The sequence below is a fragment of the Salinicoccus halitifaciens genome (assembly GCF_021026095.1).
GTDB lineage: Bacteria > Bacillota > Bacilli > Staphylococcales > Salinicoccaceae > Lacicoccus > Lacicoccus halitifaciens.
Genome location: NZ_JAJNCU010000005.1, coordinates 61,833 through 84,135, shown reverse-complemented (window position 1 = coordinate 84,135; position 22,303 = coordinate 61,833). Strand labels below are relative to the sequence as shown.

The following is a 22,303-nucleotide window of genomic DNA, read 5'->3' as shown; positions in this document are numbered from 1 at the left end:
AATCCGGACAGGACGGCGATCGAGACTTCCCATGTCCGTATAAGCGCCGGGAATCCGGATAGCACCCCGCGCCAGGCCCCCTCCGTCCGGATAAACGCCGGGAATCCAGATGGCGCTCCGTGCCCGGCAGTCTCCGTCCGGATAATCGCTGAAAATCCAGATAGCGCGCCGCCTCAAGCCTCCTCCATCCGGATAAGTGTCGAAAGCCCGGCCGGCGCAGCACAAAAAAAGAGCAGGACCCCCATGACCCTGCTCTTCAAACTCAATATTAGTCGTCTGTTTCAAGAATTTCGCCGGATTCGGCATTGATCTTCACTTCTGCATCGCCGCCGGCATCCGTGTTCATGAGCTCGATTTCGTATTCAAGTTGGCCGTCATCTTTATCGAGTGTCCAGCCTTCGAGTTCACCGCCGACTTCGTCCATTGCAGTCCGGACTGCTTCATCGTGCGGGATGGCGTCTTCATATGCAAAGACGTCATTTGCGTCCATGCCGTCATTGCTTTCTGTTTCTTCACTGATGACGGACAGGTCTTCTGCGAGCATCTTGGCTTCATACTCCTCGGATTCATTTTCCATTGAGACCTTATATACCCAGTCCCCGTCTTCCTGATCGAGTTCAAGCTCCATCAGTTCACCGTCAAAGTTCTCCTGGGCGGCACTTACGGCTTCTTCAGGAGTGGAGCCGAGCTGATCCAATACCGCAACTCCGGTAGGTTCGGTTGTTTCGGTGTCCTCATCGGCTTCACCCTCAGTGGATTCTGTTTCTTCTGACTCGCTGGTCGAGTCGGTGTTGTCCGATGATGTATCAGTCGTCGTATCTGATGTATCTTCCATGTCATCCGTGCTTTCTCCTGCAGAATCATCTGATGTATCCGCTTCTTCGGCGGCATCATCAGAAGTATCGGTGCTTTGATCGGTGGTGCCTGTACCTTCATCTTCTTCCACGGCAGTATCCGCAACTTCTTCAGGATCCTCCGGAGCCTGAGCTTCTTCTTCACCGCCGCATGCACCGAGCAGCAGCCCTGTGGATAAAACGAGTGTTGCCAATTTATATCTATGGGATTTCATTTAAAAACAGCTCCTTTATATTAAACTACTGATCGACCGGCTTATTCAGTGTCGGCCTCATCTTCGTCAGTACCATCAACCGTGCTTTCGCCGGTGGTGTCATCTGTGCCGTCGTCTGATGCTTCATCTGACGTATCCGCGTCTTCATTCATTTCTACTGAGGTATCTTCATTACCTTCCTCAACGACATCCCCTGCAGGGTCGGCTTCATCTTCGCCGCCGCATGCGCCGAGCAGCAGCCCCGTGGATAAAACGAGCGTGGCCAGCCCATATCTGTGGGATTTCAATATAACCACTCCTTCATATTCTCATACTGTTTTATTCATCAGTAATTTACCTTTTAAGAAGCGGCTTCAAACATCCCGGCAGAATTTTAATGAAAACATGCTGAATTTGTCTATTGTCATTTCCGGGGTACAGCTATAAAATGAGTCTATATATGGATAGGAGGAAAATGATTGAGGAATTCGATATTCAAACGCTGGCTCTTCTTCGTCGGGGGCATGATCATACTTTCCCTGGGCGTCGCCCTGACCATCAAGGGACGCATGTACGGACTCGGCCCGTGGGATGTCTTCCATTACGGCTTATGGGACACTTTCGGCCTCACGATCGGATCATGGTCCATCATAGTCGGAGCGGTCATCGTCCTGTTCACGGCGGTGGCGTTGAAGCGGCTGCCTAAGCTTGGCGTATACATAAACATGTTCACAATCGGCATCTTCATAGATGTCTTCAACTTCCTGCTCCCGGAAGTCGAAGGGTGGGTGATGCACGGGATTGCGTTCACGGCCGGTGTGATCGTCATGGCCTTCGGCATTGCATTTTACATCACACCGAACCTCGGTGCGGGCCCGCGTGATACATTGATGCTGTTTTTCATCGAGAAGTTCAATATGAAACTCTCCAGTGCCCGCAACTTAATGGAAGCTTTTGCGCTCGTCGGAGGATTCCTGCTCGGCGGTCCGGTATTCATCGGAAGCTTCCTCATCGTCTTCCTGCTCGGTAAACTGATAGAGAACTTCCTGCCGGTCACACGCCGCCTGCTCGTCAAGTTCATCGGGCACGACCATCCGGACATCATCAAAGTGATATGACGGATCCATCCTCCCGCTCCATTCATCAGGAACCGGCACGAAAATAAAAAGATCGGAGAAATGTAATGAAAAAATACTTTGATTTCAAAGGTCATAACACGACATACCGCCGCGAAATAATCGGCGGACTGACGACGTTCCTTTCCATGGCGTATGTTCTTGCAGTCAACCCGGCGATGCTGTCCCTCCAGGGCATCGACGGTGTGCCGGATGACATGAAGATGGATATGAATGCGGTCTTCGTTGCAACGGCGCTTGCAGCGTTCGTCGGCACCCTGATCATGGGTGTATTTGCAAAGTATCCGATTGCGCTCGCCCCGGGCATGGGCCTGAATGCCTTCTTCGCATTCTCCGTGGTGCTCACCATGGGCATCCCGTGGCAGACCGCGCTCACCGGAGTTTTATTCTCGGGGATCATATTCGTCATACTGACGCTGTCCGGTGTACGTGAATACATAATCAACGCAATCCCCATGGAGATGAAGATGGCCGTCAGTGCCGGAATCGGCTTCTTCATCACTTTCGTCGGCCTGCAGGGCGCAGGCATCATCACATCAGATGAAGCGACGCTCGTCAGCCTCGGGCCGGTCCATGACCCCGGTGTGCTGCTTGCGGGCTTTGGGCTGCTCGTCACCGTCATACTGATGGCGAAAAAGGTGCCGGGTGCGATATTCTTCGGGATGATCATAACGGCCGTCACAGGTGTCATCTTCAGCCTCGTGCCGATGCCCGAAGGCATCGTCAGCGCAGCGCCGAGCATGGCGCCGACATTCGGAGCCGCATTCGAAGCATTTGCAGAACCATCCCAATTGTTCAATACACAGTTCCTGATCGTCGTCCTCACATTCCTGTTCGTCGACTTCTTCGATACGGCGGGCACGCTTGTGGGCGTGGCATCCCAGGCGAACCTGATCCGGGACAATAAACTCCCGCGGGCAGGGCGTGCACTGCTCTCGGATGCATTCGCGACAATTTCGGGTGCGATCTTCGGTACATCGACGACCACCTCCTATGTGGAATCGACGGCGGGTGTCGCCGCGGGTGCACGGACGGGATTCGCAAGCGTGGTGAGTGCCTTCCTGTTCTTATCGGCGATATTCTTCTCGCCGCTGCTCGTCACCTTCACATCGGAAGTGACGGCACCCGCCCTGATCATCGTCGGGGCGCTCATGGCATCGAACTTGAGCAAGATACCGTTCAACCAGTTCGAAATCGCGGTGCCGGCATTCCTGACGGTGTTCCTAATGCCGCTCTCCTACAGCATAGCGACCGGTATTGCGATCGGCTTCATATTCTATCCGGTGACGATGATCATGGCGGGGCGGAGGAAAGAAATCCATCCGATGATGTACGGACTGTTCATCATCTTCATACTCTATTTCGTGTTCGTCTCGGAATAGCATTGTAATTTACAGCTGAATAAAGTATAATGATGGGGTCGAAAATTCCCATCGGAAAAAAGAGTGGAAAAATCTTAGGTTATCTATTGATTTTTTCGCTCTTTTCGTGTATTATATCTAACGTTGGACTAAAAAGGCGGGGAACCCCGTCTTGAAGAAGAAAAGTGCCTGGAACGCTGATGTTCCGGCTTTTCGATATCTGTGAAGCGAGAGGTTACCGACACACCCGGCCGCATTGCCATGGCAATGTGTTGGAGAATTTTCGTGGAGAAGTCTATCAAACAATGATGACGACCAAAGGAGGTACTAATAATGGCAAAACAAAAAATTCGTATTCGTTTAAAAGCGTATGACCACAGAGTGTTGGATCAGTCAGCGGAGAAGATCGTTGAAACGGCAAAGCGTTCAGGCGCAGATGTTTCAGGGCCGATCCCACTTCCGACTGAGAAGACGATCTACACGATCCTGCGTGCGGTCCATAAGTACAAGGATTCGCGTGAGCAGTTCGAACAGCGTACGCATAAACGTCTTATCGACATTTTAAACCCTACACCTAAAACAGTGGATGCTCTCATGGGCTTGAACTTACCATCTGGTGTAGACATCGAAATCAAATTATAATTTTTCACAGGAGGTGGACTTTCGATGACCAAAGGAATCTTAGGTAAAAAAGTTGGAATGACTCAGGTTTTCGGTGAAAACGGCGAGTTGATTCCCGTAACGGTAGTAGAAACAGCAGGTAACGTGGTAGTACAGAAGAAAGTTGAAGAGACTGACGGCTATAATGCGGTTCAGATCGGCTTTGACGACAAGCGTGAATACTTTGAAGGTGCAAGATCCAACAAGTATGCGAACAAAGCTGAAACAGGACATGCAAAAGCTTCAGGAGTACTCCCTAAGCGCTTCATTCGCGAATTCAAGAACTTGAACGTTGAAGAATTCGAAATCGGTCAAGAAGTCACTGCAGATACATTTGAAGCAGGGGACTTTGTAGATGTGACAGGAACTTCAAAAGGTAAAGGTTTCCAGGGTGCAATCAAGCGTCATAACCAGTCGCGCGGCCCGATGAGCCACGGTTCCCATTTCCACAGGTCACCTGGTGCGATGGCGGCAGCTGCAGACCCGGCAAGAGTTTTCAAAGGTAAGAAATTGCCAGGTCAAATGGGCGGTCAGACCATCACATTGCAAAATCTTGAAATCGTACGTGTGGATGCCGAGCGCAACGTGTTACTCATTAAAGGTAACGTGCCGGGCCCTCGTAAAGGATATGTAAAAATTTCAGCAGCAACTAAAAAAAGTGTTAAATAAATAAAAATTCAAGAAGGGAGGATTTAACACATGGCAATCGATGTTTTATCTAAAGACGGAACTAAAGTGAATTCAATCGAATTGAACCAGGAGATATTTGGTATCGAACCAAATCAGCACGTGCTTTTCGAAGCGGTTCAGTTGCAGCAGGCTTCACAGCGCCGTGGCACGCATGCGGTGAAAAACCGTTCAGCGGTCCGTGGCGGAGGCAGGAAGCCATTCAGACAAAAAGGAACAGGTAATGCGCGTCAGGGTACCATCCGTGCGCCGCAGTTCAGAGGCGGTGGCGTAGTATTCGGACCGACGCCAAGAAGCTATTCCTACAAGATGCCGAGAAAGATGCGCCGTCTGGCACTCCGTTCAGCGTTGTCGGCAAAAGTGAATGAAGATGTCCTGACAGTAGTGGACAACATTTCATTAGACGCACCGAAAACAAAAGATTTCCTCGCAATTCTGGAAAATCTTGAGGCAGACAGAAAAGTCCTGTTAGTCCTTGAAAATGAAGATGTCAACGTACAGCTTTCATCCCGCAACCTGCAGGGTGTGACGGTGCTTACACCGGAAGGGCTCAACGTACTGGATATCCTTTCTGCTGACCGTGTTATCTTTACGGAAGGTGCAATCACTAAAGCAGAGGAGGTACTTCTGTAATGGATGCTCGTGATATTATCAAACGTCCGGTCATTACTGAACGTTCAGCAGATTTGATGCAGATGGACAAGTACACATTCGATGTGGACGTCAAAGCGAACAAAACGCAAGTCAAATACGCGATCGAAGAAATCTTCGGCGTCAAAGTTGACAAAGTGAACATAATGAACGTCAAACCGAAGAAAAAACGTATGGGTCGCTATGAAGGCTATACTAATAGAAGAAGAAAAGCGATCGTAACATTAAAAGAAGGCTCCATAGACATATTCTAGGAGCGACTTACCATTAAGGAGGTAAAACGAGATGGCAATAAAAAAGTACAAGCCAACCACAAACGCTCGTCGTAATATGACTGGCTCGGATTTTGCCGAAGTCACTTCGACGACTCCGGAACGGTCACTATTACAGCCGCTGCCGAAAAAAGCGGGCCGTAACAACCAGGGCCGGATGACCGTACGCCATAAAGGCGGCGGACATAAGCGCCAGTACAGAGTGATCGACTTCAAACGTATTAAAGACGGCGTTCCTGGTAAAGTGGCAACAATCGAGTATGACCCGAACCGTTCAGCGAACATTGCACTTGTGCACTACGCAGACGGCGAAAAAAAATACATCATCGCACCTAAAGGTGTAACGGTGGGCACTGAAATCATGAGTGGTCCGGATGCGGATATCAAACCTGGTAACGCATTGGCACTTCAGGACATTCCTGTTGGTACCATGGTCCACAACATCGAGCTTAAACCAGGCCGCGGCGGCCAGCTGGCAAGATCAGCAGGCGCACGTGCACAGGTTCTCGGTAAAGAGGGCAAATACGTTCTCGTCAGACTGAAATCCGGTGAAGTGAGAATGATCCTTGCGACTTGCCGTGCAACAGTCGGTGCAGTCGGCAACGAACAGCACGAACTGATCAACATCGGTAAAGCAGGCCGTTCAAGATGGAAAGGCGAACGCCCTACAGTACGTGGTTCCGTCATGAACCCTAACGACCACCCACACGGTGGTGGTGAAGGCCGTGCACCTATCGGACGTCCGTCACCTATGTCTCCATGGGGCAAACCGACCCTTGGCAAGAAGACAAGAAGAGGCAAAAACCGTTCGAATAAGCTGATCGTCAGAAGCCGTAAGAAAAAATAAATTAAATTAAAAATTGTGCGGACTCAGTTCCGCACACAATTTTGATAAAGGAGGCGCCCTAATGACTCGCAGTCTTAAAAAAGGACCTTTCGTCGATGATCATTTGATGAAGAAGGTTGAAAACTTAAATGAAACGAGCAAGAAGAGCGTTATAAAAACATGGTCACGCCGTTCAACAATTTTCCCTAATTTTATTGGACACACAATTGCAGTGTACGATGGCCGCAAACATGTACCGGTTTATATTACAGAAGATATGGTCGGACATAAGCTCGGAGAGTTCGCACCGACAAGGACTTTCAAAGGTCACGGCAATAATGATAAGAGAACAGGCAGATAATAGAAATAATCCGCTATAAAGGAGGAACCGAACATGCAAGCGAAAGCAGTTGCTAAAACAGTCAGGATTGCACCACGTAAAGTCAGACTTGTCATGGATCTGATCCGCGGCAAAGAAGTCGGGGAAGCAATCTCAATACTGAAGCATACAAATAAAAGAACAGCGCCGATCGTCGAAAAGCTGATCAACTCGGCAGTGGCGAACGCAGAACATAACTATGATATGGACATCGATCACCTGATCGTATCTGAAGCATATGCAGACGAAGGTCCGACTCTTAAACGTTTCCGTCCCCGTGCACAAGGCCGTGCGACGAAGATCAACAAACGTACAAGCCACATCACAGTAGTTGTCGCAGAGCCGGCAGCGATTGAAGATGATGCGGCAGTTGAAACTGAAGAGAACGAAAAAGTTGAAGAGAAAGCTTAAAAACTAAGGAGGGAATTAATTTGGGTCAAAAGATTAATCCAATTGGTCTTCGTACAGGCATCATCCGTGATTGGGAAGCGAAATGGTATGCAGATAAAGACTTTGCAGACCTCTTGCATGAAGACTTGAGAATACGTGAATATATCGAGACAAATCTTAAAGACGCGTCCATTTCAAAAGTTGAAATCGAACGTGCGGCAAACCGAGTTAATATAGCTGTTCATACAGGCAAGCCTGGTATGGTCATTGGTAAAGGCGGCAGCGAGATAGATAAACTGCGTTCAGCTTTATCCAAATTAACCGGCAAAAGAGTACACATCAACGTAGTTGAAGTTAAGAAAATTGATATGGATGCCAAACTGGTTGCAGAAAGCATCGCACGCCAGCTTGAAAACCGTGTGTCATTCCGTAGAGCTCAAAAGCAGGCGCTTGGAAGAGCGATCAAAGCAGGTGCCAAAGGAATCAGAACACAAGTTTCCGGCCGTTTGGGCGGCGCAGATATCGCGCGTTCAGAAGGTTACAGCGAAGGAACGGTTCCACTTCATACTCTCCGTGCAGACATTGATTATGCACACGAAGAAGCAGACACGACTTATGGTAAGCTCGGCGTCAAAGTATGGATCTACCGTGGAGAAGTTCTTCCTGTCAAAAAAGATAACAAGTAAAGGAGGAAATTGATAATGTTATTACCTAAAAGAGTAAAGTACCGTCGTCAGCACCGTCCGGATACAAAAGGTCAGTCAAAAGGCGGTAATCAAGTATCATTTGGTGAATATGGACTGCAGGCGACAACGACTGCATGGATCACTTCAAGACAGATCGAATCAGCACGTATCGCAATGACACGTTATATGAAGCGTGGCGGTAAAGTATGGATCAACATTTTCCCGCATACACCGTACACGAAGAAACCTTTGGAAGTACGTATGGGTTCAGGTAAAGGTGCAGTTGAAGGATGGATTGCAGTAGTAAAACCTGGCCGTGTAATGTTTGAAGTTTCTGGTGTTGAAGAAGAGGTAGCTAAAGAGGCACTTCGTCTGGCGAGCCACAAGCTTCCGGTAAAAACAAAAATCGTAAGACGTGAAGAATTAGGTGGTGATACGAATGAAAGCTAAAGAAATCCGTGATTTAACGACATCAGAAATTGAAGAAAACGTTAAAGAATTGAAAGAAGAACTTTTCAACCTACGCTTTCAGCTAGCTACAGGTCAGCTAGAGAACACTGCTCGTATCAAACAAGTCAGAAAATCTATCGCTAGAATGAAAACAACTGTACGTGAGAGAGAGCTTGAGGAAGCAAGAGCCAATCAATAATATAGGAGGGTTAAAATAGTGGAAACAAAAAATGAACGTAAAGTTTACCAGGGCCGCGTAGTATCCGACAAGATGGATAAAACGATCACGGTACTTGTTGAAACTTACAAAAGACACCCTATCATCAACAAACGTGTTAAATATTCCAAGAAATATAAAACGCACGATGAAAAGAACAGTGCGAAAATGGGCGATGTGGTCCGTATCGAAGAAACACGTCCGTTATCAAAAACTAAGCGTTTCCGTTTAGTGGAAATCGTTGAAGAATCAGTAATTATTTAAACTATCGAAGATAAAGGAGGTCCATTCGCATGATCCAACAGGAATCCCGCTTGAAAGTTGCAGATAACTCAGGTGCGCGTGAAGTATTAACCATCAAAGTATTGGGTGGTACGGGACGTAAAACTGCGAATATCGGTGATGTCATCGTTGCGACAGTCAAAAATGCAACACCAGGTGGCGTTGTCAAAAAAGGTGAAGTAGTCAGAGCTGTCATCGTCAGAACCAAAACAGGCGTCCGCCGTGAAGATGGTTCATACATCAAATTTGATGAAAATGCATGTGTTATCATTCGTGATGATAAAGGTCCAAGAGGTACACGTATCTTCGGTCCGGTTGCCCGTGAACTGCGCGAAGGCAATTTCATGAAGATCATTTCACTTGCACCAGAAGTATTATAATCCCAATTTATATAAGGAGGTGCAATTTTCATGCACGTAAGAACTGGTGATAAAGTCGTCGTAATCAGCGGTAAGGACAAAGGCAAAGAAGGAACTATCCTTAAGGCGATCCCTGCAAAAGAGAGAGTCGTTGTCGAAGGTGTCAATATCGTCAAGAAACATCAAAAACCTTCACAGATGAACCCGGAAGGCGGAATTCTGGAAACTGAAGCACCGATCCATGTGTCGAATGTAATGCACATCGATCCGGACTCAGGTGAACGTACTCGTATTCGTTATGAGGTCAAAGAGGACGGAACGAAAGTACGGGTAGCAGTAAAATCCGGTAAAGAAATACCGGCAGTTGAGAACAACTAATCAGTATAAGTGAAAGGAGGATTTCAAGTGGCTCGTTTAAAAGAAAGATTCAACGAATCAATCAAAACAGAACTTGTAAATAAATTTAATTATTCTTCTGTAATGGAAGTGCCTGAAATAGAGAAAATCGTCGTCAACATGGGTGTGGGTGACGCAGTACAGAACGCAAAAGTACTGGATACTGCAGTGGAAGAGCTTGAAGCGATCACCGGCCAGAAGCCGATCATCACTAAAGCGAAGAGATCAATCGCGACTTTCAGATTGCGTGAAGGTATGCCGATCGGTGCGAAAGTGACACTGCGCGGAGAAAGAATGTATGAATTCCTGGATAAGCTCATCTCCGTTTCCCTGCCACGTGTAAGAGACTTCAGAGGCGTTTCGAAGAAAGCGTTCGACGGCCGCGGCAACTATACGCTCGGTGTCAAAGAACAGCTGATCTTCCCTGAAATCGACTATGATAAAGTATCGAAAGTCAGAGGTATGGATATCGTTATCGTAACTACTGCAAACACAGACGAAGAGGCAAGAGAACTGTTGACTCAGTTTGGAATGCCGTTCCAAAAGTAAGTTAATAAGGAGGCGAAAATGTGGCTAAAAAATCAATGATTGCTAAACAGCAAAAAGAACAAAAGTTTAAAGTGAGAGAATACACGCGTTGTGAAAGATGTGGACGTCCGCATTCAGTAATTCGTCAATTCAGACTATGCCGTATATGTTTCCGTGAACTTGCTTATAAAGGCCAGATCCCTGGTGTCAAAAAAGCAAGCTGGTAATCGCCATAAATTGAAAGGAGGCAAATTTAAATGACAGTATCAGATCCAATTGCAGATATGCTGACACGCATCAGAAATGCGAACATGGTCAGACATGAATCATTAGAAATCCCTGCATCAAACATTAAAAAAGAGATCGCTTCTATCCTGAAAGCGGAAGGATTCGTCAAGAACGTCGAATTCATAGAAGATGAAAAGCAAGGCGTCATCCGCATGTTTTTGAAATATGGAGGTAATAACGAAAGAGTTATTACAGGTCTGAAACGTATTTCAAAGCCAGGCCTTAGAGTGTACGCTCAAAGGGAAGAACTTCCAAAAGTCCTGAACGGTCTTGGAATCGCCCTGATCTCAACATCAGAAGGTGTTTTGACAGATAAAGAAGCACGTAAAAGAAATATCGGCGGGGAAGTACTCGCATACGTTTGGTAATTTATTTTAGGAGGTGTAATCGAGATGAGTCGTGTTGGTAAACGTATTATTGAAATTCCAAAAGATGTAACTATAGATATCGACGGTTCAACAGTTACGGTCAAAGGGCCGAAAGGTGAACTCGTTGACACATTCAATGAAGACATGTCATTTGAACTGGAAGAGAACACACTTCAGGTCGTCCGCCCGAGTGAGTCCAAGGAGCACCGTACAGTACACGGAACAACCCGTGCATTGATCAATAACATGGTGGTGGGTGTATCCGAAGGTTTCAGCAAGGAGCTTGAGCTTGTAGGTGTCGGTTACCGTGCACAGATGCAGGGTAAAAAGCTTGTATTGAGCGTAGGACTTTCTCACCCGGTTGAGTTTGAACCTTCTGATGAGCTGACGATTTCAGTTGATGGCAACACTAAAGTCAAGGTGGAAGGTATCAACAAGGAGTATGTCGGAGCACTGGCTTCGAAAATCCGTTCTGTACGTCCGCCGGAGCCTTACAAAGGTAAAGGTATCCGTTACAAAGACGAACTTGTTCGTCGTAAAGAAGGTAAAACCGGTAAATAATTAAACAAGTGAGGAGTGAACATCAATGATCTCTAAAGTGGATAAAAACAAAGTGCGTCTTAAGAGACACCAGCGTATACGTAAAGATCTGGCTGGCACAAGCGAAAAGCCACGCCTGAACGTATACCGTTCAAATAAGCACATTTACGCACAACTGATCGATGACAGCAGTGAAACGACGCTTGTCAGCGCGTCATCCCAGGATCCAGAGTTCAAAATGGAAGTCGGATCCAACAAAGATGCAGCTGCAGAAGTCGGCACTTTGATCGCAAAACGTGCGAAAGATAAAGGCATTGAAAATGTAGTATTTGACCGTGGCGGTTATTTGTATCACGGGCGTGTGAAAGCACTCGCTGATGCGGCACGTGAAAACGGCTTACAATTTTAATAGAAGGAGGTAAAATATAAATGGCTCGTAGAGATGATAGAGTACAAGAATTCGAAGAGCGCGTTGTGACGATCAACCGTATTGCTAAAGTTGTAAAAGGTGGACGTCGTTTCCGTTTCTCGGCACTGGTAGTAGTCGGAGACAGAAAAGGCCGTGTAGGTTTCGGTACAGGTAAAGCACAGGAAGTGCCTGAAGCGATCAAGAAAGCAGTTGAAGCTGCGAAGAAAGATCTGGTACAGGTGCCAATGGTGGACGGTACGATCCCACACGAAATTATAGGCAGATTCAGCTCTGGTCAAGTGTTCATGAAGCCGGCAGCGCCTGGTACAGGTGTTATCGCAGGTGGACCGGTGCGTGCGGTGCTTGAGCTTGCCGGAATCACGGACATCCTCAGCAAATCACTTGGTGCAAATACGCCGATCAACGTTGTGCGTGCGACACTTCAAGGTATTTCAGAACTTAAGAGTGCTGAAGAAGTGGCGAAGCTTCGTGGAAAAACTGTAGAAGAGATTACTAATTAAGGAGGGAAAAGATAAATGGCAAAGATAAAAATCACCCTCAAAAGAAGTGTTATCGGAAAACCTGAGACACAGAAGAAGACTGTGGCATCTCTTGGTTTGAGAAAAGTCAACCAGACAGTTGAACATGAAGATACGCCTCAGATCAGAGGACAAGTCGAAAAAGTCAGCCACCTGGTTACTGTAGAAGAAAATTAATGATATTATAAAAGAGGAGGTGCGATGATGAAATTACACGAATTGAAACCAGTTGAAGGCGCCCGCAAATCACGTAAGCGTGTTGGACGCGGTATGTCTTCAGGTAACGGTAAAACAGCAGGCCGCGGTCATGATGGACAAAACTCCCGTTCAGGCGGTGGCGTAGGTCTGACATTTGAAGGTGGACAGCTTCCTTTATTCCGTCGTATTCCAAAACGTGGTTTCACGAATGTCAATCGCAAGGAATATGCGATCGTCAATTTGAGTGACCTTAACCGTTTTGAAGACGGCACGGAAGTGACTCCGGAGCTTTTGGCTGAAAATGGTATTGTTAAGAATGAAAAATCTGGTGTAAAAGTGCTGGGCAACGGTACTCTGGAAAAGAAATTAACAATTAAAGCTCATAAGTTTTCTGGCTCAGCTGCCAAAGCAATTGAGGAACAGGGCGGAAACTACGAGGTGATTTAATGTTAGGGACTATCACCAATTTCTTTAGGATTAAAGAGATTCGTAATAAGATATTCTTTACTTTGATCATGCTGGTCATTTTCAAGATCGGGACTTATATCCCTGTGCCGGGCGTGGACCCGGGCGTCTTTGATATGAATCAAGGGCAGCAGGGTGTACTCGACCTTATGAACACATTCGGAGGCGGGGCGCTGATGAACTTCTCCATCCTGGCGATGGGGATCATGCCTTACATCACGGCTTCAATCGTCGTCCAGCTCCTGCAGATGGATGTGGTCCCTAAATTTGCCGAGTGGGCAAGGCAGGGCGAGGTCGGAAGACGTAAGCTTGCCCAGTTCACGAGGTATTTCACGATTGTATTGGCGTTTATCCAATCCATCGGTATGAGCTATGCTTTCAACCAGATGTTCGGCGGCGCGCTCATAGATGACAACAACATCGCTTCATACCTGTTGATTGCACTCGTGCTCACGACAGGTACGGCATTCCTGATGTGGCTTGGTGAGCAGATCACAGAGCATGGTGTCGGCAACGGCATCTCGATCATCATATTTGCGGGTATATTATCCGTATTGCCGAGTGCACTGATCCAGTTGTACCAGCAGAGGTTCACAGGCGGTCAGGACACTACGATGGCAATTCTTGAGATGGTCGGCCTGATTGCATTCCTGCTGCTGCTCACGGCATTTGCGGTCTTCGTACTGCAGGCTGTCCGTAAAATCCCGATACAGTATGCGAAGCGTCAGAGGACATCATCACAGCTTTCACCGCAGTCGACTTTCCTTCCTTTGAAAGTCAACCCGGCAGGCGTGATCCCGGTCATCTTCGCGATGGCATTCTTCATGCTGCCTCAGACATTCACACTGTTCTTCCCGGATGCGGACTGGGCCCAGACACTGGCGCGTTTTTCAGATCCCACCAACTATGCAGGTATGGTCTTCTACATGTTGATCATCATAGCATTTACGTATTTCTACTCATTTGTCCAGGTCAACCCTGAAAAGATGGCAGACAATTTGAAGAAACAGGGCAGTTATGTACCCGGCATCAGACCCGGGAAAGCGACTCAGGATTATATTACAAGCGTGCTCTACAGGCTTGTATTCGTGGGTTCACTGTTCCTTGCGGTGGTTGCAATCATACCTCTTGTAGTGACGAATATCATGGACCTGCCGCCTGCAATTCAGGTTGGTGGTACGAGTCTGCTCATCGTCATCGGTGTGGCACTGGAAACCATGAAGCAATTGGAAGCACAAGCAAACCAAAGAGAATACCGCGGTTTCAGAAAACGCAGGTAGGAGGATTATTTGGATGAATATCATATTGATGGGCTTGCCCGGTGCAGGTAAAGGGACTCAGGCCTCAAAGATTATCAAAAAATACCCGATCCCTCATATTTCCACTGGTGATATGTTCCGCCTGGCTATAAAAAATGAAACAGAGCTTGGCATGGAAGCCAAATCCTATATGGATGAAGGCGGACTTGTTCCGGATTCGGTGACGATCGGCATCGTCAGGGAGCGTCTGTCACAGAGTGACGCAAAAGACGGCTTCCTGCTCGACGGCTTCCCGCGCACTGTGGAACAGGCTGAAGCTTTGAATGAAATAATGGACGAATTCGGGACCAAAATCGACCGGACGATCAATGTCGATGTGGACGAAGAAGAACTGATCAACCGGTTGACCGGCAGACGCATCTGCGAAGTGTGCGGCACGGCATACCACCTGGTCTTCAACCCGCCGAAACAGGAAGGCGTGTGCGACCTGGATGGCGGCAAGCTGTACCAGCGCGAAGATGACAACCCGGAAACGGTCGCAAACCGTCTTGAAGTGAACTTGAAACAGACACAGCCATTACTGGACTTCTATAAAGATCAAGGCATCCTCCTAAACGTGGATGGCTCGAAGGACATCGACGATGTCTTTGTTGAAATCGATGAGATTTTACAAAATTTATAGTATTCACCTCCAGACAGTACTTTTAGGTGAATAAGGCAAGACGCAGTTTAAAAATATATGAGTTCAATATTTTGATTTGACGTTAAGTGAATGCGATCTTCACCTGAAGTGTATTTCGATAGAAATATGAAACTGTAAAGGGGGAATTGAAGTGAGTAAACAGGATGTAATTGAACTTGAAGGTACAGTACTTGATACTTTACCGAATGCAATGTTTAAAGTTGAACTGGAAAATGGACATGAGATTTTGGCGCATGTCTCAGGTAAAATCCGTATGAACTATATACGTATTCTTCCTGGCGATAAAGTTACAGTTGAAATGTCACCGTACGATCTGACGCGTGGCAGGATCACTTATCGTTTTAAATAATGGACTCCACATTTTAAGGAGGTAATACTCGTGAAAGTAAGACCATCAGTGAAGCCGATCTGTGAAAAATGCAAAGTCATACGCAGAAACGGTAAAGTCATGGTAATCTGTGAGAACCCTAAGCATAAACAGAAGCAAGGATAAAATAAACGGAGGTGTAACATATGGCTCGTATAGCAGGAGTTGACGTACCACGTGACAAACGTGTCGTTATTTCTTTAACTTATATTTTCGGTATCGGTAATACAAGAGCGCAGCAGATCCTGGCAGAAGCCGGCGTTTCTGAGCAGACTCGCGTAAAAGACCTGACTGAAGAAGAACTGAACAAGATCCGTGAAGTCGTTGACGGTTATAAAGTGGAAGGTGACCTTCGCCGTGAGCAGAACCTGAACGTCAAGCGTTTGATGGAGATTGCTTCATACAGAGGAATCCGTCACCGTCGTGGTCTTCCGGTACGCGGACAGCATACAAAGAACAATGCCCGTACACGTAAAGGACCAATCAAGACAGTAGCTAACAAAAGGAAATAATTTAAAGTAAAGGAGGAGTAATCATGGCTCGTAGACAACAACAAAGTCGTAAGCGTAAGGTGAAAAAGAATATAGACGCAGGAGTTGCGCATATCCGCTCAACTTTCAACAATACGATCGTAACGATCACAGATGAATTCGGCAATGCTTTATCATGGTCATCTGCAGGTGCGTTAGGATTCAAAGGCTCTAAGAAATCAACACCATTCGCAGCTCAAATGGCTTCCGAAACTGCTTCCAAAGCGGCTATGGAACACGGACTGAAAACAGTTGAAGTAACAGTCAAAGGTCCAGGTGCCGGTCGTGAAGCAGCAATCCGTGCATTGCAATCTGCAGGTCTGGAAATCACAGCAATCAAAGATGTGACACCTGTACCTCACAATGGTTGCCGTCCACCTAAACGCCGCCGTGTGTAAGTGCTTAATTTGTAACGTCAAATCAGTTATAATAGAACACATGGTTGTATAATATTTTCGGCGTTTAAAGGGAGGAAAAGAAACGAATGATTGAAATCGAAAAACCTAGAATTGAAACAGTCGAAGTGTCGGAAGATTCTAAGTTTGGTAAGTTTGTTGTTGAACCATTGGAACGCGGTTATGGAACAACACTTGGAAACTCCTTACGTCGCATTCTATTGTCATCTTTACCAGGTGCGGCTGTAAAAACGATTGAAATAGAAAATGTACTGCATGAATTCTCAACGATTGAGAACGTGGTTGAAGATGTGACCACGATCATTACAAACGTTAAGCAACTCGCACTCAAAATTTATTCTGAAGAAGAAAAAACATTGGAAATCGATGTTTCAGGTGAAGGTGAAGTGAAAGCTTCCGATATCACTCACGACAGTGATGTGGAAATCCTGAACCCTGACCTTAAGATAGCGACTGTCGCAAGCGGCGGACAGTTGAAGATAAGGATGATCGCCGACCGCGGCCGTGGTTACACCATGTCCGATGACAACAAGAATGAATTGTCAATTGGCGTCATTCCGGTGGATTCGATTTACACACCTGTTGAACGGGTGAACTACACTGTGGAGAACACACGTGTCGGCCAGATGACCAATTTCGACAAGCTCACGCTTGACGTATGGACTGATGGATCGATCACACCGCAGGAAGCAGTATCTTTATCCGCTAAAATCATGACCGAGCACTTGAACATCTTCGTCGATATGACGGATGAAGCTCAAAATGTCGAAATCATGATTGAAAAGGAAGAGAACCAGAAAGAGAAAGTGCTTGAAATGTCCATCGAGGAGCTGGATCTTTCCGTGCGTTCATACAACTGTCTGAAGCGTGCAGGGATCAATTCCGTCCAGGAGCTTACTGATAAATCAGAAGCGGACATGATGAAAGTCAGAAACCTTGGGCGCAAGTCCTTGGAAGAAGTTAAATTCAAGCTGGAAGACCTTGGACTGGGTCTCCGCAAAGAAGACTGATAAAGGAGGTTATTTCACATGGGCTACAGAAAATTAGGCCGTACTTCAAGCCAGAGGAAAGCGATGCTGAGAGACCTTGCGACTTCATTGATCGTAAGCGAGCGCATCACTACGACTGAAGCACGTGCAAAAGAACTGCGCAGCATCGTCGATAAACTTGTCACACTCGGTAAGCGTGGAGATGTCACAGCAAGACGCCGTGCAGGCCGTACAGTACGTGACGTCCAGATCCTTAACGAAGACGGAACGACTCAGGATGCACTTCAAAAATTATTTGATGATATCGCACCGCGTTTCGAAGACCGTCAAGGTGGATATACAAGCATCAAAAAATTGGGCGAACGCCGTGGTGACGGTGCTGAACTTGTCATCATCGAATTCGTTGAAGGTGCAGTGGCAGCTTCAGAAGATGCTGAATAATTAAAAGCAGTAGGAGTGTTACGATAGGGAGCCAAGTCTCCTTGTCTAGCTCTACGTATCCTGCAGGCTATAAATGAATGATCGCGCGGCTCTATGCAGGGTACGCGCTTTTTTTTACATATAAAATGGTGGTGGAGCATATGATAAAAATCGACAATCTAACTTATCGTTATCAGGCGGACGGTCCCACGGCGCTTGATGAAATCTCCCTATCATTCAACAAAGGGGACTGGGTATCGGTCATCGGGCATAACGGCTCGGGCAAGAGCACGCTCGTCAAAATACTGATGGGCATACTCGAAGGCTATACAGGTAATATCACCGTGGACGGTGAAGCACTCACCCAGGATAATATCCAGGATTTCCGTGAAAGGTTTGCGATCGTCTTCCAGAACCCGGACAACCAGTTCGTCGGGGCGACGGTCGAGGATGATGTGGCCTTTGGCCTTGAGAACCAGGGGCTGCCCCGGGAAGTGATGATCGAGAGGACGGAAAAGGCGCTCTCTGCCGTCAATATGCTCGCATATAGGCGCCATGCCCCGGCAAGGCTTTCCGGCGGGCAGAAGCAGCGTGTGGCAATCGCAGGGGCGCTTGCGATGGAACCTGACGTGCTTATCCTGGATGAAGCGACTTCCATGCTCGATCCGGAGGGACGGAATGACATACTCGCCATACTGGATGAGATCCATAAGACGCGGACCACCACGCTCATCTACATCACCCATGATCTGAGCGAAATCGAGAAGAGCGATTACGCCGTGATCATGAAGGATGGCAGAGTCATCAATGAAGGGTCGATCGAGCATATATTCAGCGATACGGACATATTGATCGAGAGCAGGCTTGTGCTGCCTTATCAGATGCAGATATCAAGGGCGTTCCTCGATGGCAGGTATGTCACACATGATGAGCTGGTGGCTCGCCTATGAAAATCACAGTGGACGGCCTCACCAGCATTTACCACAACAACACGCCGTTTGAGCATACTGCATTGAATAATTTCACGACGTCATTCGAACCCGGAAAATATTATGCCGTCATCGGACGGACCGGCAGCGGCAAATCGACGCTGATCCAGCATCTGAACGGCCTCCTGCTGCCAACGAGGGGCATCGTCCAGGTCGGTGACCTCACATTGAAGCACAGGACGAAGCAGCGCATCATCCATCAGGTGAAGAAGCATGTCGGCATGGTATTCCAGTTCCCGGAGCACCAGCTGTTCGATGAAACGATTTTGAAGGACGTCATGTTCGGGCCGCTCAATATGGGGCTCACTGAGGAAGAAGCGGAAGCACGGGCGGAGAAGTACCTGTCCCTGCTCGGCGTGCCGGAACGCGCCTTCGGCCGTTCACCGTTTGATCTGTCGGGCGGCCAGATGCGTAAAATCGCCATCGCCGGCATACTCGCGATGGAACCTGAAGTACTGATCGTGGACGAACCGACGGCGGGGCTTGATCCGAAGAGCCATATTGAAGTGATGGATCTCTTCAAGCAGATCCAGGAAGATTTCAATATTACGATCATCCTCGTCACACATGATATGAACGATGTGTTCGAATATGCGGATGAAGTGAAGCTCCTTGCCGGAGGCCAGTTGATCCGGGAAGGCAGGACTGAAGACATACTCACCGATGAAAAACTTTTGACCGACCACCATCTCGAAATACCGGATATCGTGAGGCTTGTGCATGATCTGGAGCGTAAAGGAGTGGTGTTCGAAGGGATGCCCCGCAATACGGATGCGTTCATCACGTCGTACCGGGAATGGAGGGCTCTGCATGCTCAGTAATATGCTGCTCGGCCGTTATATCCCCGGGGACAGCGTGATCCACCGGCTCGATCCGCGTGCCAAGATCGTCTCCGTACTTTTGATGATGGTCATCATCTTCTTTGCGAACCACTGGGTGGGTTATGGACTCCTGGTGCTGTTCGTGCTTGGCATCATCAGAGTTGCACAGATCAATCTGTTCTTCCTGTTCAACGGATTGAAGATCTTATTGTTCATACTGATCTTCACGTTCCTCCTTCATATATTCTTCACAAGGGGCGGGACGACGCTGTTCGAATGGGGTTTCATACAGATTGATTCGGAAGGGCTCATCACGGGGATATACATCACCGTTCGGCTCGTCATGCTGCTGGTCATCACGACGATACTGACGCTCACGACAAGCCCGATCGAGCTGACGGATGCCATCGAGAAGCTGGGCGCACCGCTTAAGAAAATCAAAATCCCCATGCATGAACTTGCCATGATGATCTCCATCAGCCTCCGGTTCATACCGACGCTGATGGATGAGACGGAGAAGATCATCAAAGCACAGAGCGCAAGGGGCTCGACATTCATGACCGGCAGGCTGAAATCACGGATCAATGCACTCATCCCCATCTTCATACCGCTCTTCATCTCCGCCTTCAAGAGGGCCGAAGAGATGGCGGTCGCGATGGAAGTCAGGGGTTACACGGGCGAAGCGGGCCGTACGAGCTACCGCGAGCTCAACTGGCATCTGCGGGATACGGCAGCACTCATCGTCATCATTGCTTTCGGCGTATTATTATTTCTTGTGAGGATGTGACACATGCGTATACTACTCAAGATGAGCTACAACGGGAAGGACTTCCACGGCTTCCAGTACCAGCACAACTACCGTACCGTGCAGGGCGTGATCGAAGCGGCCCTCACGAAGATGCACAAAAGGCAGATGCGCATCCATCCCGCATCCCGCACCGACCGCGGCGTCCATGCACTTGAACAGTACTGCCATTTCGACACGGACCTCACTCTCACGGTGGACAAATGGCACTATATACTGAACAGGAACCTGCCTGCAGACATCAGCATCAACGAAGTCGCCGAGATTCCCGAGTACTTCCATGTGAGGTACCACTCTAAAGGCAAGACGTACAGATACAGCATCTATACGGCAGACACCGTGAATCCATTCTTTTACGGGCTCAAGACCCATTACCCGCATGAATTGGACAAGGAACGGATGCTTGCCGCCATGCAGCCGTTCCTCGGCACACATGACTTTACAAGCTTCTCGAGCGCCAAGGCGGAAATCGTCAATAAAGTCCGCACCATCACGGAATTCCGCATCGAGGAGACGGAGGCAGGCTTCGACTTCATCATCTCGGGCTCTGGCTTCCTGTACAACATGGTCCGGATCATCGTCGCCTATATCGTCGAAGTCGGCGCAGGCAGACGGGAACCGGAGACCGAGGCCATCATCCGGCAAAAGGACCGGACAATTGTTCCGAGGACCGCTCCGGCGGAAGGATTGTACCTCGAGAAAGTCCACTTCGACGGAGCTTTTGAAAAGTAACAAAATCCACAATTCATATTGACAAAATGCAGGATTAGTAGTATTATAAACAACGGTATAATTTTATATCATTCCAACGATAAGCCCCGGAAACTTATTGTGAAGTGTATATAGAGTATAAACGAGATTTTTTTATTTAAAGGGAAATTTTTGTGTAAACAGGAGGAAAAATTATGCGTCAGACATTCATGGCAAATGAAGCGAACATTGAGCGCAAATGGTATGTAATCGATGCTGAAGGGCAGACACTCGGTCGCCTCTCATCAGAAGTGGCATCCATCTTACGCGGTAAATATAAACCAACGTACACACCACATGTCGACACTGGTGATTATGTAATCATTCTTAACGCTGGTAAAATCGAAATGACAGGTAACAAGGCACAGGACAAGATGTACTACAGACACACTGGATATATCGGTAACATGAAATCAATTTCAGCCGGTGAACTCAGGGAGAAAAACCCTGTACGTCTTCTGGAGAAATCCATCAAAGGCATGCTTCCAAAAACGTCACTTGGACGTAAGCAGGCTAAAAAACTTTTTGTGTATGCTGAAGACAGCCATCCACACGAAGCACAACAACCAGAAAGCTATACGCTTCGCGGATAAGAATAGGAGGGAATTGATTAAATGGCTAAAGTAGAATATTATGGAACAGGTCGTCGTAAAACATCAGTTGCACGTGTACGTTTAGTACCGGGAGAAGGAAATGTTACGGTCAATGGCCGCGACATGAGAGATTACCTCCCATTCGAAAGTCTGATCCTTGACTTGAACCAACCTTTCACAGTTACGGAAACAGAAGGTAACTATGATGTGAAAGTCAACGTCAACGGCGGTGGATTCACAGGACAGGCACAGGCAATCCGTCACGGAATCGCAAGAGCACTCCTTGAAGCGGACCCTGAGTACCGCGGACCTCTTAAGAGAGCAGGACTCCTTACACGTGACCCACGTATGGTTGAGCGTAAGAAGCCAGGTCTTAAAAAGGCACGTCGTTCACCACAGTTCTCAAAACGTTAATATATCACTATATATTGCAGGACCCCTTTTCGAAGGGGTCTTTTTTTATTCTAGACAAAAAAGAGCCCGGTCATCTTGTAAGATCAACCGGGCTCTGATTTCAATTATATTT

General features: G+C 47.5%; 39 protein-coding genes. 37 read left to right on the top strand and 2 right to left on the bottom strand.

Going from position 1 to position 22,303, the window contains the following annotated elements; genetic code table 11:
- Positions 1-268: 268 nt before the first annotated feature.
- Positions 269-1,069: a PepSY domain-containing protein gene (locus LPW40_RS10515; protein WP_230822203.1), complete on the bottom strand. Its 801-nt coding sequence runs from the start codon at positions 1,067-1,069 to the stop codon at positions 269-271.
- 41 nt (positions 1,070-1,110) lie between these two features.
- Positions 1,111-1,356, bottom strand: coding sequence for a hypothetical protein (locus tag LPW40_RS10510; protein ID WP_230822202.1), 246 nt, complete (start codon positions 1,354-1,356; stop codon positions 1,111-1,113).
- 171 nt (positions 1,357-1,527) lie between these two features.
- Here LPW40_RS10510 and LPW40_RS10505 point away from each other — a divergent pair, with 171 nt between their 5' ends.
- The 37 genes from LPW40_RS10505 (at position 1,528) to rpsI (ending at position 22,191) form a co-directional block, all read left to right on the top strand.
- A complete protein-coding gene (locus LPW40_RS10505; protein ID WP_230822201.1) occupies positions 1,528-2,166 on the top strand; it encodes a YczE/YyaS/YitT family protein in 639 nt (212 codons plus the stop codon).
- A gap of 65 nt (positions 2,167-2,231) precedes the next feature.
- Complete coding sequence (locus tag LPW40_RS10500) at positions 2,232-3,566, top strand: NCS2 family permease (protein ID WP_230822200.1); 1,335 nt, start codon at positions 2,232-2,234, stop codon at positions 3,564-3,566.
- A 312-nt stretch (positions 3,567-3,878) separates the two neighbouring features.
- Complete coding sequence (gene rpsJ / locus LPW40_RS10495) at positions 3,879-4,187, top strand: 30S ribosomal protein S10 (protein ID WP_230822199.1); 309 nt, start codon at positions 3,879-3,881, stop codon at positions 4,185-4,187.
- 24 nt (positions 4,188-4,211) lie between these two features.
- Positions 4,212-4,874: a 50S ribosomal protein L3 gene (gene rplC, locus LPW40_RS10490; protein WP_230822198.1), complete on the top strand. Its 663-nt coding sequence runs from the start codon at positions 4,212-4,214 to the stop codon at positions 4,872-4,874.
- Between the two features lie 30 nt (positions 4,875-4,904).
- A complete protein-coding gene (gene rplD, locus LPW40_RS10485; protein WP_230822197.1) occupies positions 4,905-5,525 on the top strand; it encodes a 50S ribosomal protein L4 in 621 nt (206 codons plus the stop codon).
- Positions 5,525-5,797, top strand: a complete 273-nt coding sequence (gene rplW, locus LPW40_RS10480; protein ID WP_230822196.1) for a 50S ribosomal protein L23 — start codon at positions 5,525-5,527, stop codon at positions 5,795-5,797. The genes rplD and rplW overlap by 1 nt, the downstream gene beginning before the upstream one ends.
- A gap of 31 nt (positions 5,798-5,828) precedes the next feature.
- Positions 5,829-6,662, top strand: coding sequence for a 50S ribosomal protein L2 (gene rplB / locus LPW40_RS10475; protein WP_230822195.1), 834 nt, complete (start codon positions 5,829-5,831; stop codon positions 6,660-6,662).
- Positions 6,663-6,723: 61 nt separating this feature from the next.
- A complete protein-coding gene (gene rpsS, locus LPW40_RS10470) occupies positions 6,724-7,002 on the top strand; it encodes a 30S ribosomal protein S19 (protein ID WP_097040838.1) in 279 nt (92 codons plus the stop codon).
- A gap of 33 nt (positions 7,003-7,035) precedes the next feature.
- Positions 7,036-7,431 carry a 50S ribosomal protein L22 gene (rplV, locus tag LPW40_RS10465; protein WP_230822194.1) on the top strand — a complete coding sequence of 132 codons (396 nt, stop codon included), beginning with the start codon at positions 7,036-7,038 and terminating at the stop codon, positions 7,429-7,431.
- A 20-nt stretch (positions 7,432-7,451) separates the two neighbouring features.
- Positions 7,452-8,096 (top strand): 30S ribosomal protein S3, encoded by a 645-nt coding sequence (rpsC, locus tag LPW40_RS10460; protein ID WP_230822193.1) that lies wholly within the window; start codon positions 7,452-7,454, stop codon positions 8,094-8,096.
- A 15-nt stretch (positions 8,097-8,111) separates the two neighbouring features.
- On the top strand, positions 8,112-8,546 hold the full coding sequence (rplP, locus tag LPW40_RS10455; RefSeq protein ID WP_097040844.1) for a 50S ribosomal protein L16: 435 nt from the start codon (positions 8,112-8,114) through the stop codon (positions 8,544-8,546).
- Positions 8,536-8,745 carry a 50S ribosomal protein L29 gene (rpmC, locus tag LPW40_RS10450; protein ID WP_230822192.1) on the top strand — a complete coding sequence of 70 codons (210 nt, stop codon included), beginning with the start codon at positions 8,536-8,538 and terminating at the stop codon, positions 8,743-8,745. The genes rplP and rpmC overlap by 11 nt, the downstream gene beginning before the upstream one ends.
- A gap of 18 nt (positions 8,746-8,763) precedes the next feature.
- A complete protein-coding gene (rpsQ, locus tag LPW40_RS10445; RefSeq protein WP_097040847.1) occupies positions 8,764-9,027 on the top strand; it encodes a 30S ribosomal protein S17 in 264 nt (87 codons plus the stop codon).
- Positions 9,028-9,056: 29 nt separating this feature from the next.
- Entirely contained in the window at positions 9,057-9,425 is a 369-nt protein-coding gene (rplN, locus tag LPW40_RS10440; protein WP_097040849.1) for a 50S ribosomal protein L14, read from the top strand.
- A 30-nt stretch (positions 9,426-9,455) separates the two neighbouring features.
- Positions 9,456-9,782 (top strand): 50S ribosomal protein L24, encoded by a 327-nt coding sequence (gene rplX / locus LPW40_RS10435; RefSeq protein WP_230822191.1) that lies wholly within the window; start codon positions 9,456-9,458, stop codon positions 9,780-9,782.
- Between the two features lie 27 nt (positions 9,783-9,809).
- Complete coding sequence (gene rplE / locus LPW40_RS10430; RefSeq protein ID WP_097040853.1) at positions 9,810-10,349, top strand: 50S ribosomal protein L5; 540 nt, start codon at positions 9,810-9,812, stop codon at positions 10,347-10,349.
- A 20-nt stretch (positions 10,350-10,369) separates the two neighbouring features.
- The gene (locus tag LPW40_RS10425; protein WP_097040855.1) at positions 10,370-10,555 is read left to right on the top strand and encodes a type Z 30S ribosomal protein S14; all 186 of its coding nucleotides are present in this window, start codon (positions 10,370-10,372) and stop codon (positions 10,553-10,555) included.
- A gap of 30 nt (positions 10,556-10,585) precedes the next feature.
- The gene (gene rpsH, locus LPW40_RS10420) at positions 10,586-10,984 is read left to right on the top strand and encodes a 30S ribosomal protein S8 (RefSeq protein WP_097040857.1); all 399 of its coding nucleotides are present in this window, start codon (positions 10,586-10,588) and stop codon (positions 10,982-10,984) included.
- A gap of 24 nt (positions 10,985-11,008) precedes the next feature.
- Entirely contained in the window at positions 11,009-11,545 is a 537-nt protein-coding gene (gene rplF / locus LPW40_RS10415) for a 50S ribosomal protein L6 (RefSeq protein ID WP_230822190.1), read from the top strand.
- 25 nt (positions 11,546-11,570) lie between these two features.
- Positions 11,571-11,933: a 50S ribosomal protein L18 gene (gene rplR, locus LPW40_RS10410; protein WP_230822189.1), complete on the top strand. Its 363-nt coding sequence runs from the start codon at positions 11,571-11,573 to the stop codon at positions 11,931-11,933.
- Positions 11,934-11,953: 20 nt separating this feature from the next.
- Positions 11,954-12,454, top strand: a complete 501-nt coding sequence (gene rpsE, locus LPW40_RS10405; protein ID WP_230822188.1) for a 30S ribosomal protein S5 — start codon at positions 11,954-11,956, stop codon at positions 12,452-12,454.
- Positions 12,455-12,469: 15 nt separating this feature from the next.
- On the top strand, positions 12,470-12,649 hold the full coding sequence (gene rpmD, locus LPW40_RS10400; RefSeq protein ID WP_230822187.1) for a 50S ribosomal protein L30: 180 nt from the start codon (positions 12,470-12,472) through the stop codon (positions 12,647-12,649).
- A 27-nt stretch (positions 12,650-12,676) separates the two neighbouring features.
- A complete protein-coding gene (gene rplO, locus LPW40_RS10395; protein WP_230822186.1) occupies positions 12,677-13,117 on the top strand; it encodes a 50S ribosomal protein L15 in 441 nt (146 codons plus the stop codon).
- Positions 13,117-14,415 (top strand): preprotein translocase subunit SecY, encoded by a 1,299-nt coding sequence (gene secY, locus LPW40_RS10390; protein WP_230822185.1) that lies wholly within the window; start codon positions 13,117-13,119, stop codon positions 14,413-14,415. Before rplO ends, secY begins: the two co-directional genes overlap by 1 nt.
- A gap of 13 nt (positions 14,416-14,428) precedes the next feature.
- The gene (locus tag LPW40_RS10385) at positions 14,429-15,076 is read left to right on the top strand and encodes an adenylate kinase (RefSeq protein WP_230822184.1); all 648 of its coding nucleotides are present in this window, start codon (positions 14,429-14,431) and stop codon (positions 15,074-15,076) included.
- Positions 15,077-15,227: 151 nt separating this feature from the next.
- Complete coding sequence (infA, locus tag LPW40_RS10380) at positions 15,228-15,446, top strand: translation initiation factor IF-1 (protein WP_017547668.1); 219 nt, start codon at positions 15,228-15,230, stop codon at positions 15,444-15,446.
- Positions 15,447-15,476: 30 nt separating this feature from the next.
- Entirely contained in the window at positions 15,477-15,590 is a 114-nt protein-coding gene (rpmJ, locus tag LPW40_RS10375; RefSeq protein WP_017473641.1) for a 50S ribosomal protein L36, read from the top strand.
- A 20-nt stretch (positions 15,591-15,610) separates the two neighbouring features.
- Positions 15,611-15,976, top strand: a complete 366-nt coding sequence (rpsM, locus tag LPW40_RS10370; RefSeq protein WP_230822183.1) for a 30S ribosomal protein S13 — start codon at positions 15,611-15,613, stop codon at positions 15,974-15,976.
- A 23-nt stretch (positions 15,977-15,999) separates the two neighbouring features.
- Positions 16,000-16,392 (top strand): 30S ribosomal protein S11, encoded by a 393-nt coding sequence (gene rpsK, locus LPW40_RS10365; RefSeq protein ID WP_097040875.1) that lies wholly within the window; start codon positions 16,000-16,002, stop codon positions 16,390-16,392.
- Between the two features lie 86 nt (positions 16,393-16,478).
- The gene (locus LPW40_RS10360) at positions 16,479-17,420 is read left to right on the top strand and encodes a DNA-directed RNA polymerase subunit alpha (protein ID WP_230822182.1); all 942 of its coding nucleotides are present in this window, start codon (positions 16,479-16,481) and stop codon (positions 17,418-17,420) included.
- 18 nt (positions 17,421-17,438) lie between these two features.
- Positions 17,439-17,840, top strand: coding sequence for a 50S ribosomal protein L17 (gene rplQ, locus LPW40_RS10355; RefSeq protein ID WP_230822181.1), 402 nt, complete (start codon positions 17,439-17,441; stop codon positions 17,838-17,840).
- Positions 17,841-17,980: 140 nt separating this feature from the next.
- Positions 17,981-18,769, top strand: coding sequence for an energy-coupling factor transporter ATPase (locus LPW40_RS10350; protein WP_230822180.1), 789 nt, complete (start codon positions 17,981-17,983; stop codon positions 18,767-18,769).
- Positions 18,766-19,629 (top strand): energy-coupling factor transporter ATPase, encoded by an 864-nt coding sequence (locus LPW40_RS10345; protein ID WP_230822179.1) that lies wholly within the window; start codon positions 18,766-18,768, stop codon positions 19,627-19,629. Before LPW40_RS10350 ends, LPW40_RS10345 begins: the two co-directional genes overlap by 4 nt.
- On the top strand, positions 19,619-20,416 hold the full coding sequence (locus LPW40_RS10340) for an energy-coupling factor transporter transmembrane component T family protein (protein WP_230822178.1): 798 nt from the start codon (positions 19,619-19,621) through the stop codon (positions 20,414-20,416). Before LPW40_RS10345 ends, LPW40_RS10340 begins: the two co-directional genes overlap by 11 nt.
- A 3-nt stretch (positions 20,417-20,419) precedes the next feature.
- Positions 20,420-21,166, top strand: a complete 747-nt coding sequence (gene truA / locus LPW40_RS10335) for a tRNA pseudouridine(38-40) synthase TruA (RefSeq protein WP_230822177.1) — start codon at positions 20,420-20,422, stop codon at positions 21,164-21,166.
- 173 nt (positions 21,167-21,339) lie between these two features.
- Positions 21,340-21,777 carry a 50S ribosomal protein L13 gene (rplM, locus tag LPW40_RS10330; RefSeq protein ID WP_097040886.1) on the top strand — a complete coding sequence of 146 codons (438 nt, stop codon included), beginning with the start codon at positions 21,340-21,342 and terminating at the stop codon, positions 21,775-21,777.
- 21 nt (positions 21,778-21,798) lie between these two features.
- Positions 21,799-22,191 (top strand): 30S ribosomal protein S9, encoded by a 393-nt coding sequence (rpsI, locus tag LPW40_RS10325; protein WP_230822176.1) that lies wholly within the window; start codon positions 21,799-21,801, stop codon positions 22,189-22,191.
- Positions 22,192-22,303: the final 112 nt, after the last annotated feature.

Coding starts and splice junctions, on each gene's coding strand:
- LPW40_RS10515 (WP_230822203.1), bottom strand. CDS start 1,069: ATGAAATCCCATAGATATAAATTGGCAACACTCGTTTTATCCACAGGG.
- LPW40_RS10500 (WP_230822200.1), top strand. CDS start 2,232: ATGAAAAAATACTTTGATTTCAAAGGTCATAACACGACATACCGCCGC.
- rpsJ (WP_230822199.1), top strand. CDS start 3,879: ATGGCAAAACAAAAAATTCGTATTCGTTTAAAAGCGTATGACCACAGA.
- rplC (WP_230822198.1), top strand. CDS start 4,212: ATGACCAAAGGAATCTTAGGTAAAAAAGTTGGAATGACTCAGGTTTTC.
- rplD (WP_230822197.1), top strand. CDS start 4,905: ATGGCAATCGATGTTTTATCTAAAGACGGAACTAAAGTGAATTCAATC.
- rplW (WP_230822196.1), top strand. CDS start 5,525: ATGGATGCTCGTGATATTATCAAACGTCCGGTCATTACTGAACGTTCA.
- rplB (WP_230822195.1), top strand. CDS start 5,829: ATGGCAATAAAAAAGTACAAGCCAACCACAAACGCTCGTCGTAATATG.
- rpsS (WP_097040838.1), top strand. CDS start 6,724: ATGACTCGCAGTCTTAAAAAAGGACCTTTCGTCGATGATCATTTGATG.
- rplV (WP_230822194.1), top strand. CDS start 7,036: ATGCAAGCGAAAGCAGTTGCTAAAACAGTCAGGATTGCACCACGTAAA.
- rplP (WP_097040844.1), top strand. CDS start 8,112: ATGTTATTACCTAAAAGAGTAAAGTACCGTCGTCAGCACCGTCCGGAT.
- rpmC (WP_230822192.1), top strand. CDS start 8,536: ATGAAAGCTAAAGAAATCCGTGATTTAACGACATCAGAAATTGAAGAA.
- rplN (WP_097040849.1), top strand. CDS start 9,057: ATGATCCAACAGGAATCCCGCTTGAAAGTTGCAGATAACTCAGGTGCG.
- rplX (WP_230822191.1), top strand. CDS start 9,456: ATGCACGTAAGAACTGGTGATAAAGTCGTCGTAATCAGCGGTAAGGAC.
- rpsH (WP_097040857.1), top strand. CDS start 10,586: ATGACAGTATCAGATCCAATTGCAGATATGCTGACACGCATCAGAAAT.
- rplF (WP_230822190.1), top strand. CDS start 11,009: ATGAGTCGTGTTGGTAAACGTATTATTGAAATTCCAAAAGATGTAACT.
- rplR (WP_230822189.1), top strand. CDS start 11,571: ATGATCTCTAAAGTGGATAAAAACAAAGTGCGTCTTAAGAGACACCAG.
- rpsE (WP_230822188.1), top strand. CDS start 11,954: ATGGCTCGTAGAGATGATAGAGTACAAGAATTCGAAGAGCGCGTTGTG.
- rpmD (WP_230822187.1), top strand. CDS start 12,470: ATGGCAAAGATAAAAATCACCCTCAAAAGAAGTGTTATCGGAAAACCT.
- rplO (WP_230822186.1), top strand. CDS start 12,677: ATGAAATTACACGAATTGAAACCAGTTGAAGGCGCCCGCAAATCACGT.
- secY (WP_230822185.1), top strand. CDS start 13,117: ATGTTAGGGACTATCACCAATTTCTTTAGGATTAAAGAGATTCGTAAT.
- LPW40_RS10385 (WP_230822184.1), top strand. CDS start 14,429: ATGAATATCATATTGATGGGCTTGCCCGGTGCAGGTAAAGGGACTCAG.
- rpsM (WP_230822183.1), top strand. CDS start 15,611: ATGGCTCGTATAGCAGGAGTTGACGTACCACGTGACAAACGTGTCGTT.
- rpsK (WP_097040875.1), top strand. CDS start 16,000: ATGGCTCGTAGACAACAACAAAGTCGTAAGCGTAAGGTGAAAAAGAAT.
- LPW40_RS10360 (WP_230822182.1), top strand. CDS start 16,479: ATGATTGAAATCGAAAAACCTAGAATTGAAACAGTCGAAGTGTCGGAA.
- rplQ (WP_230822181.1), top strand. CDS start 17,439: ATGGGCTACAGAAAATTAGGCCGTACTTCAAGCCAGAGGAAAGCGATG.
- LPW40_RS10350 (WP_230822180.1), top strand. CDS start 17,981: ATGATAAAAATCGACAATCTAACTTATCGTTATCAGGCGGACGGTCCC.
- LPW40_RS10345 (WP_230822179.1), top strand. CDS start 18,766: ATGAAAATCACAGTGGACGGCCTCACCAGCATTTACCACAACAACACG.
- LPW40_RS10340 (WP_230822178.1), top strand. CDS start 19,619: ATGCTCAGTAATATGCTGCTCGGCCGTTATATCCCCGGGGACAGCGTG.
- truA (WP_230822177.1), top strand. CDS start 20,420: ATGCGTATACTACTCAAGATGAGCTACAACGGGAAGGACTTCCACGGC.
- rplM (WP_097040886.1), top strand. CDS start 21,340: ATGCGTCAGACATTCATGGCAAATGAAGCGAACATTGAGCGCAAATGG.
- rpsI (WP_230822176.1), top strand. CDS start 21,799: ATGGCTAAAGTAGAATATTATGGAACAGGTCGTCGTAAAACATCAGTT.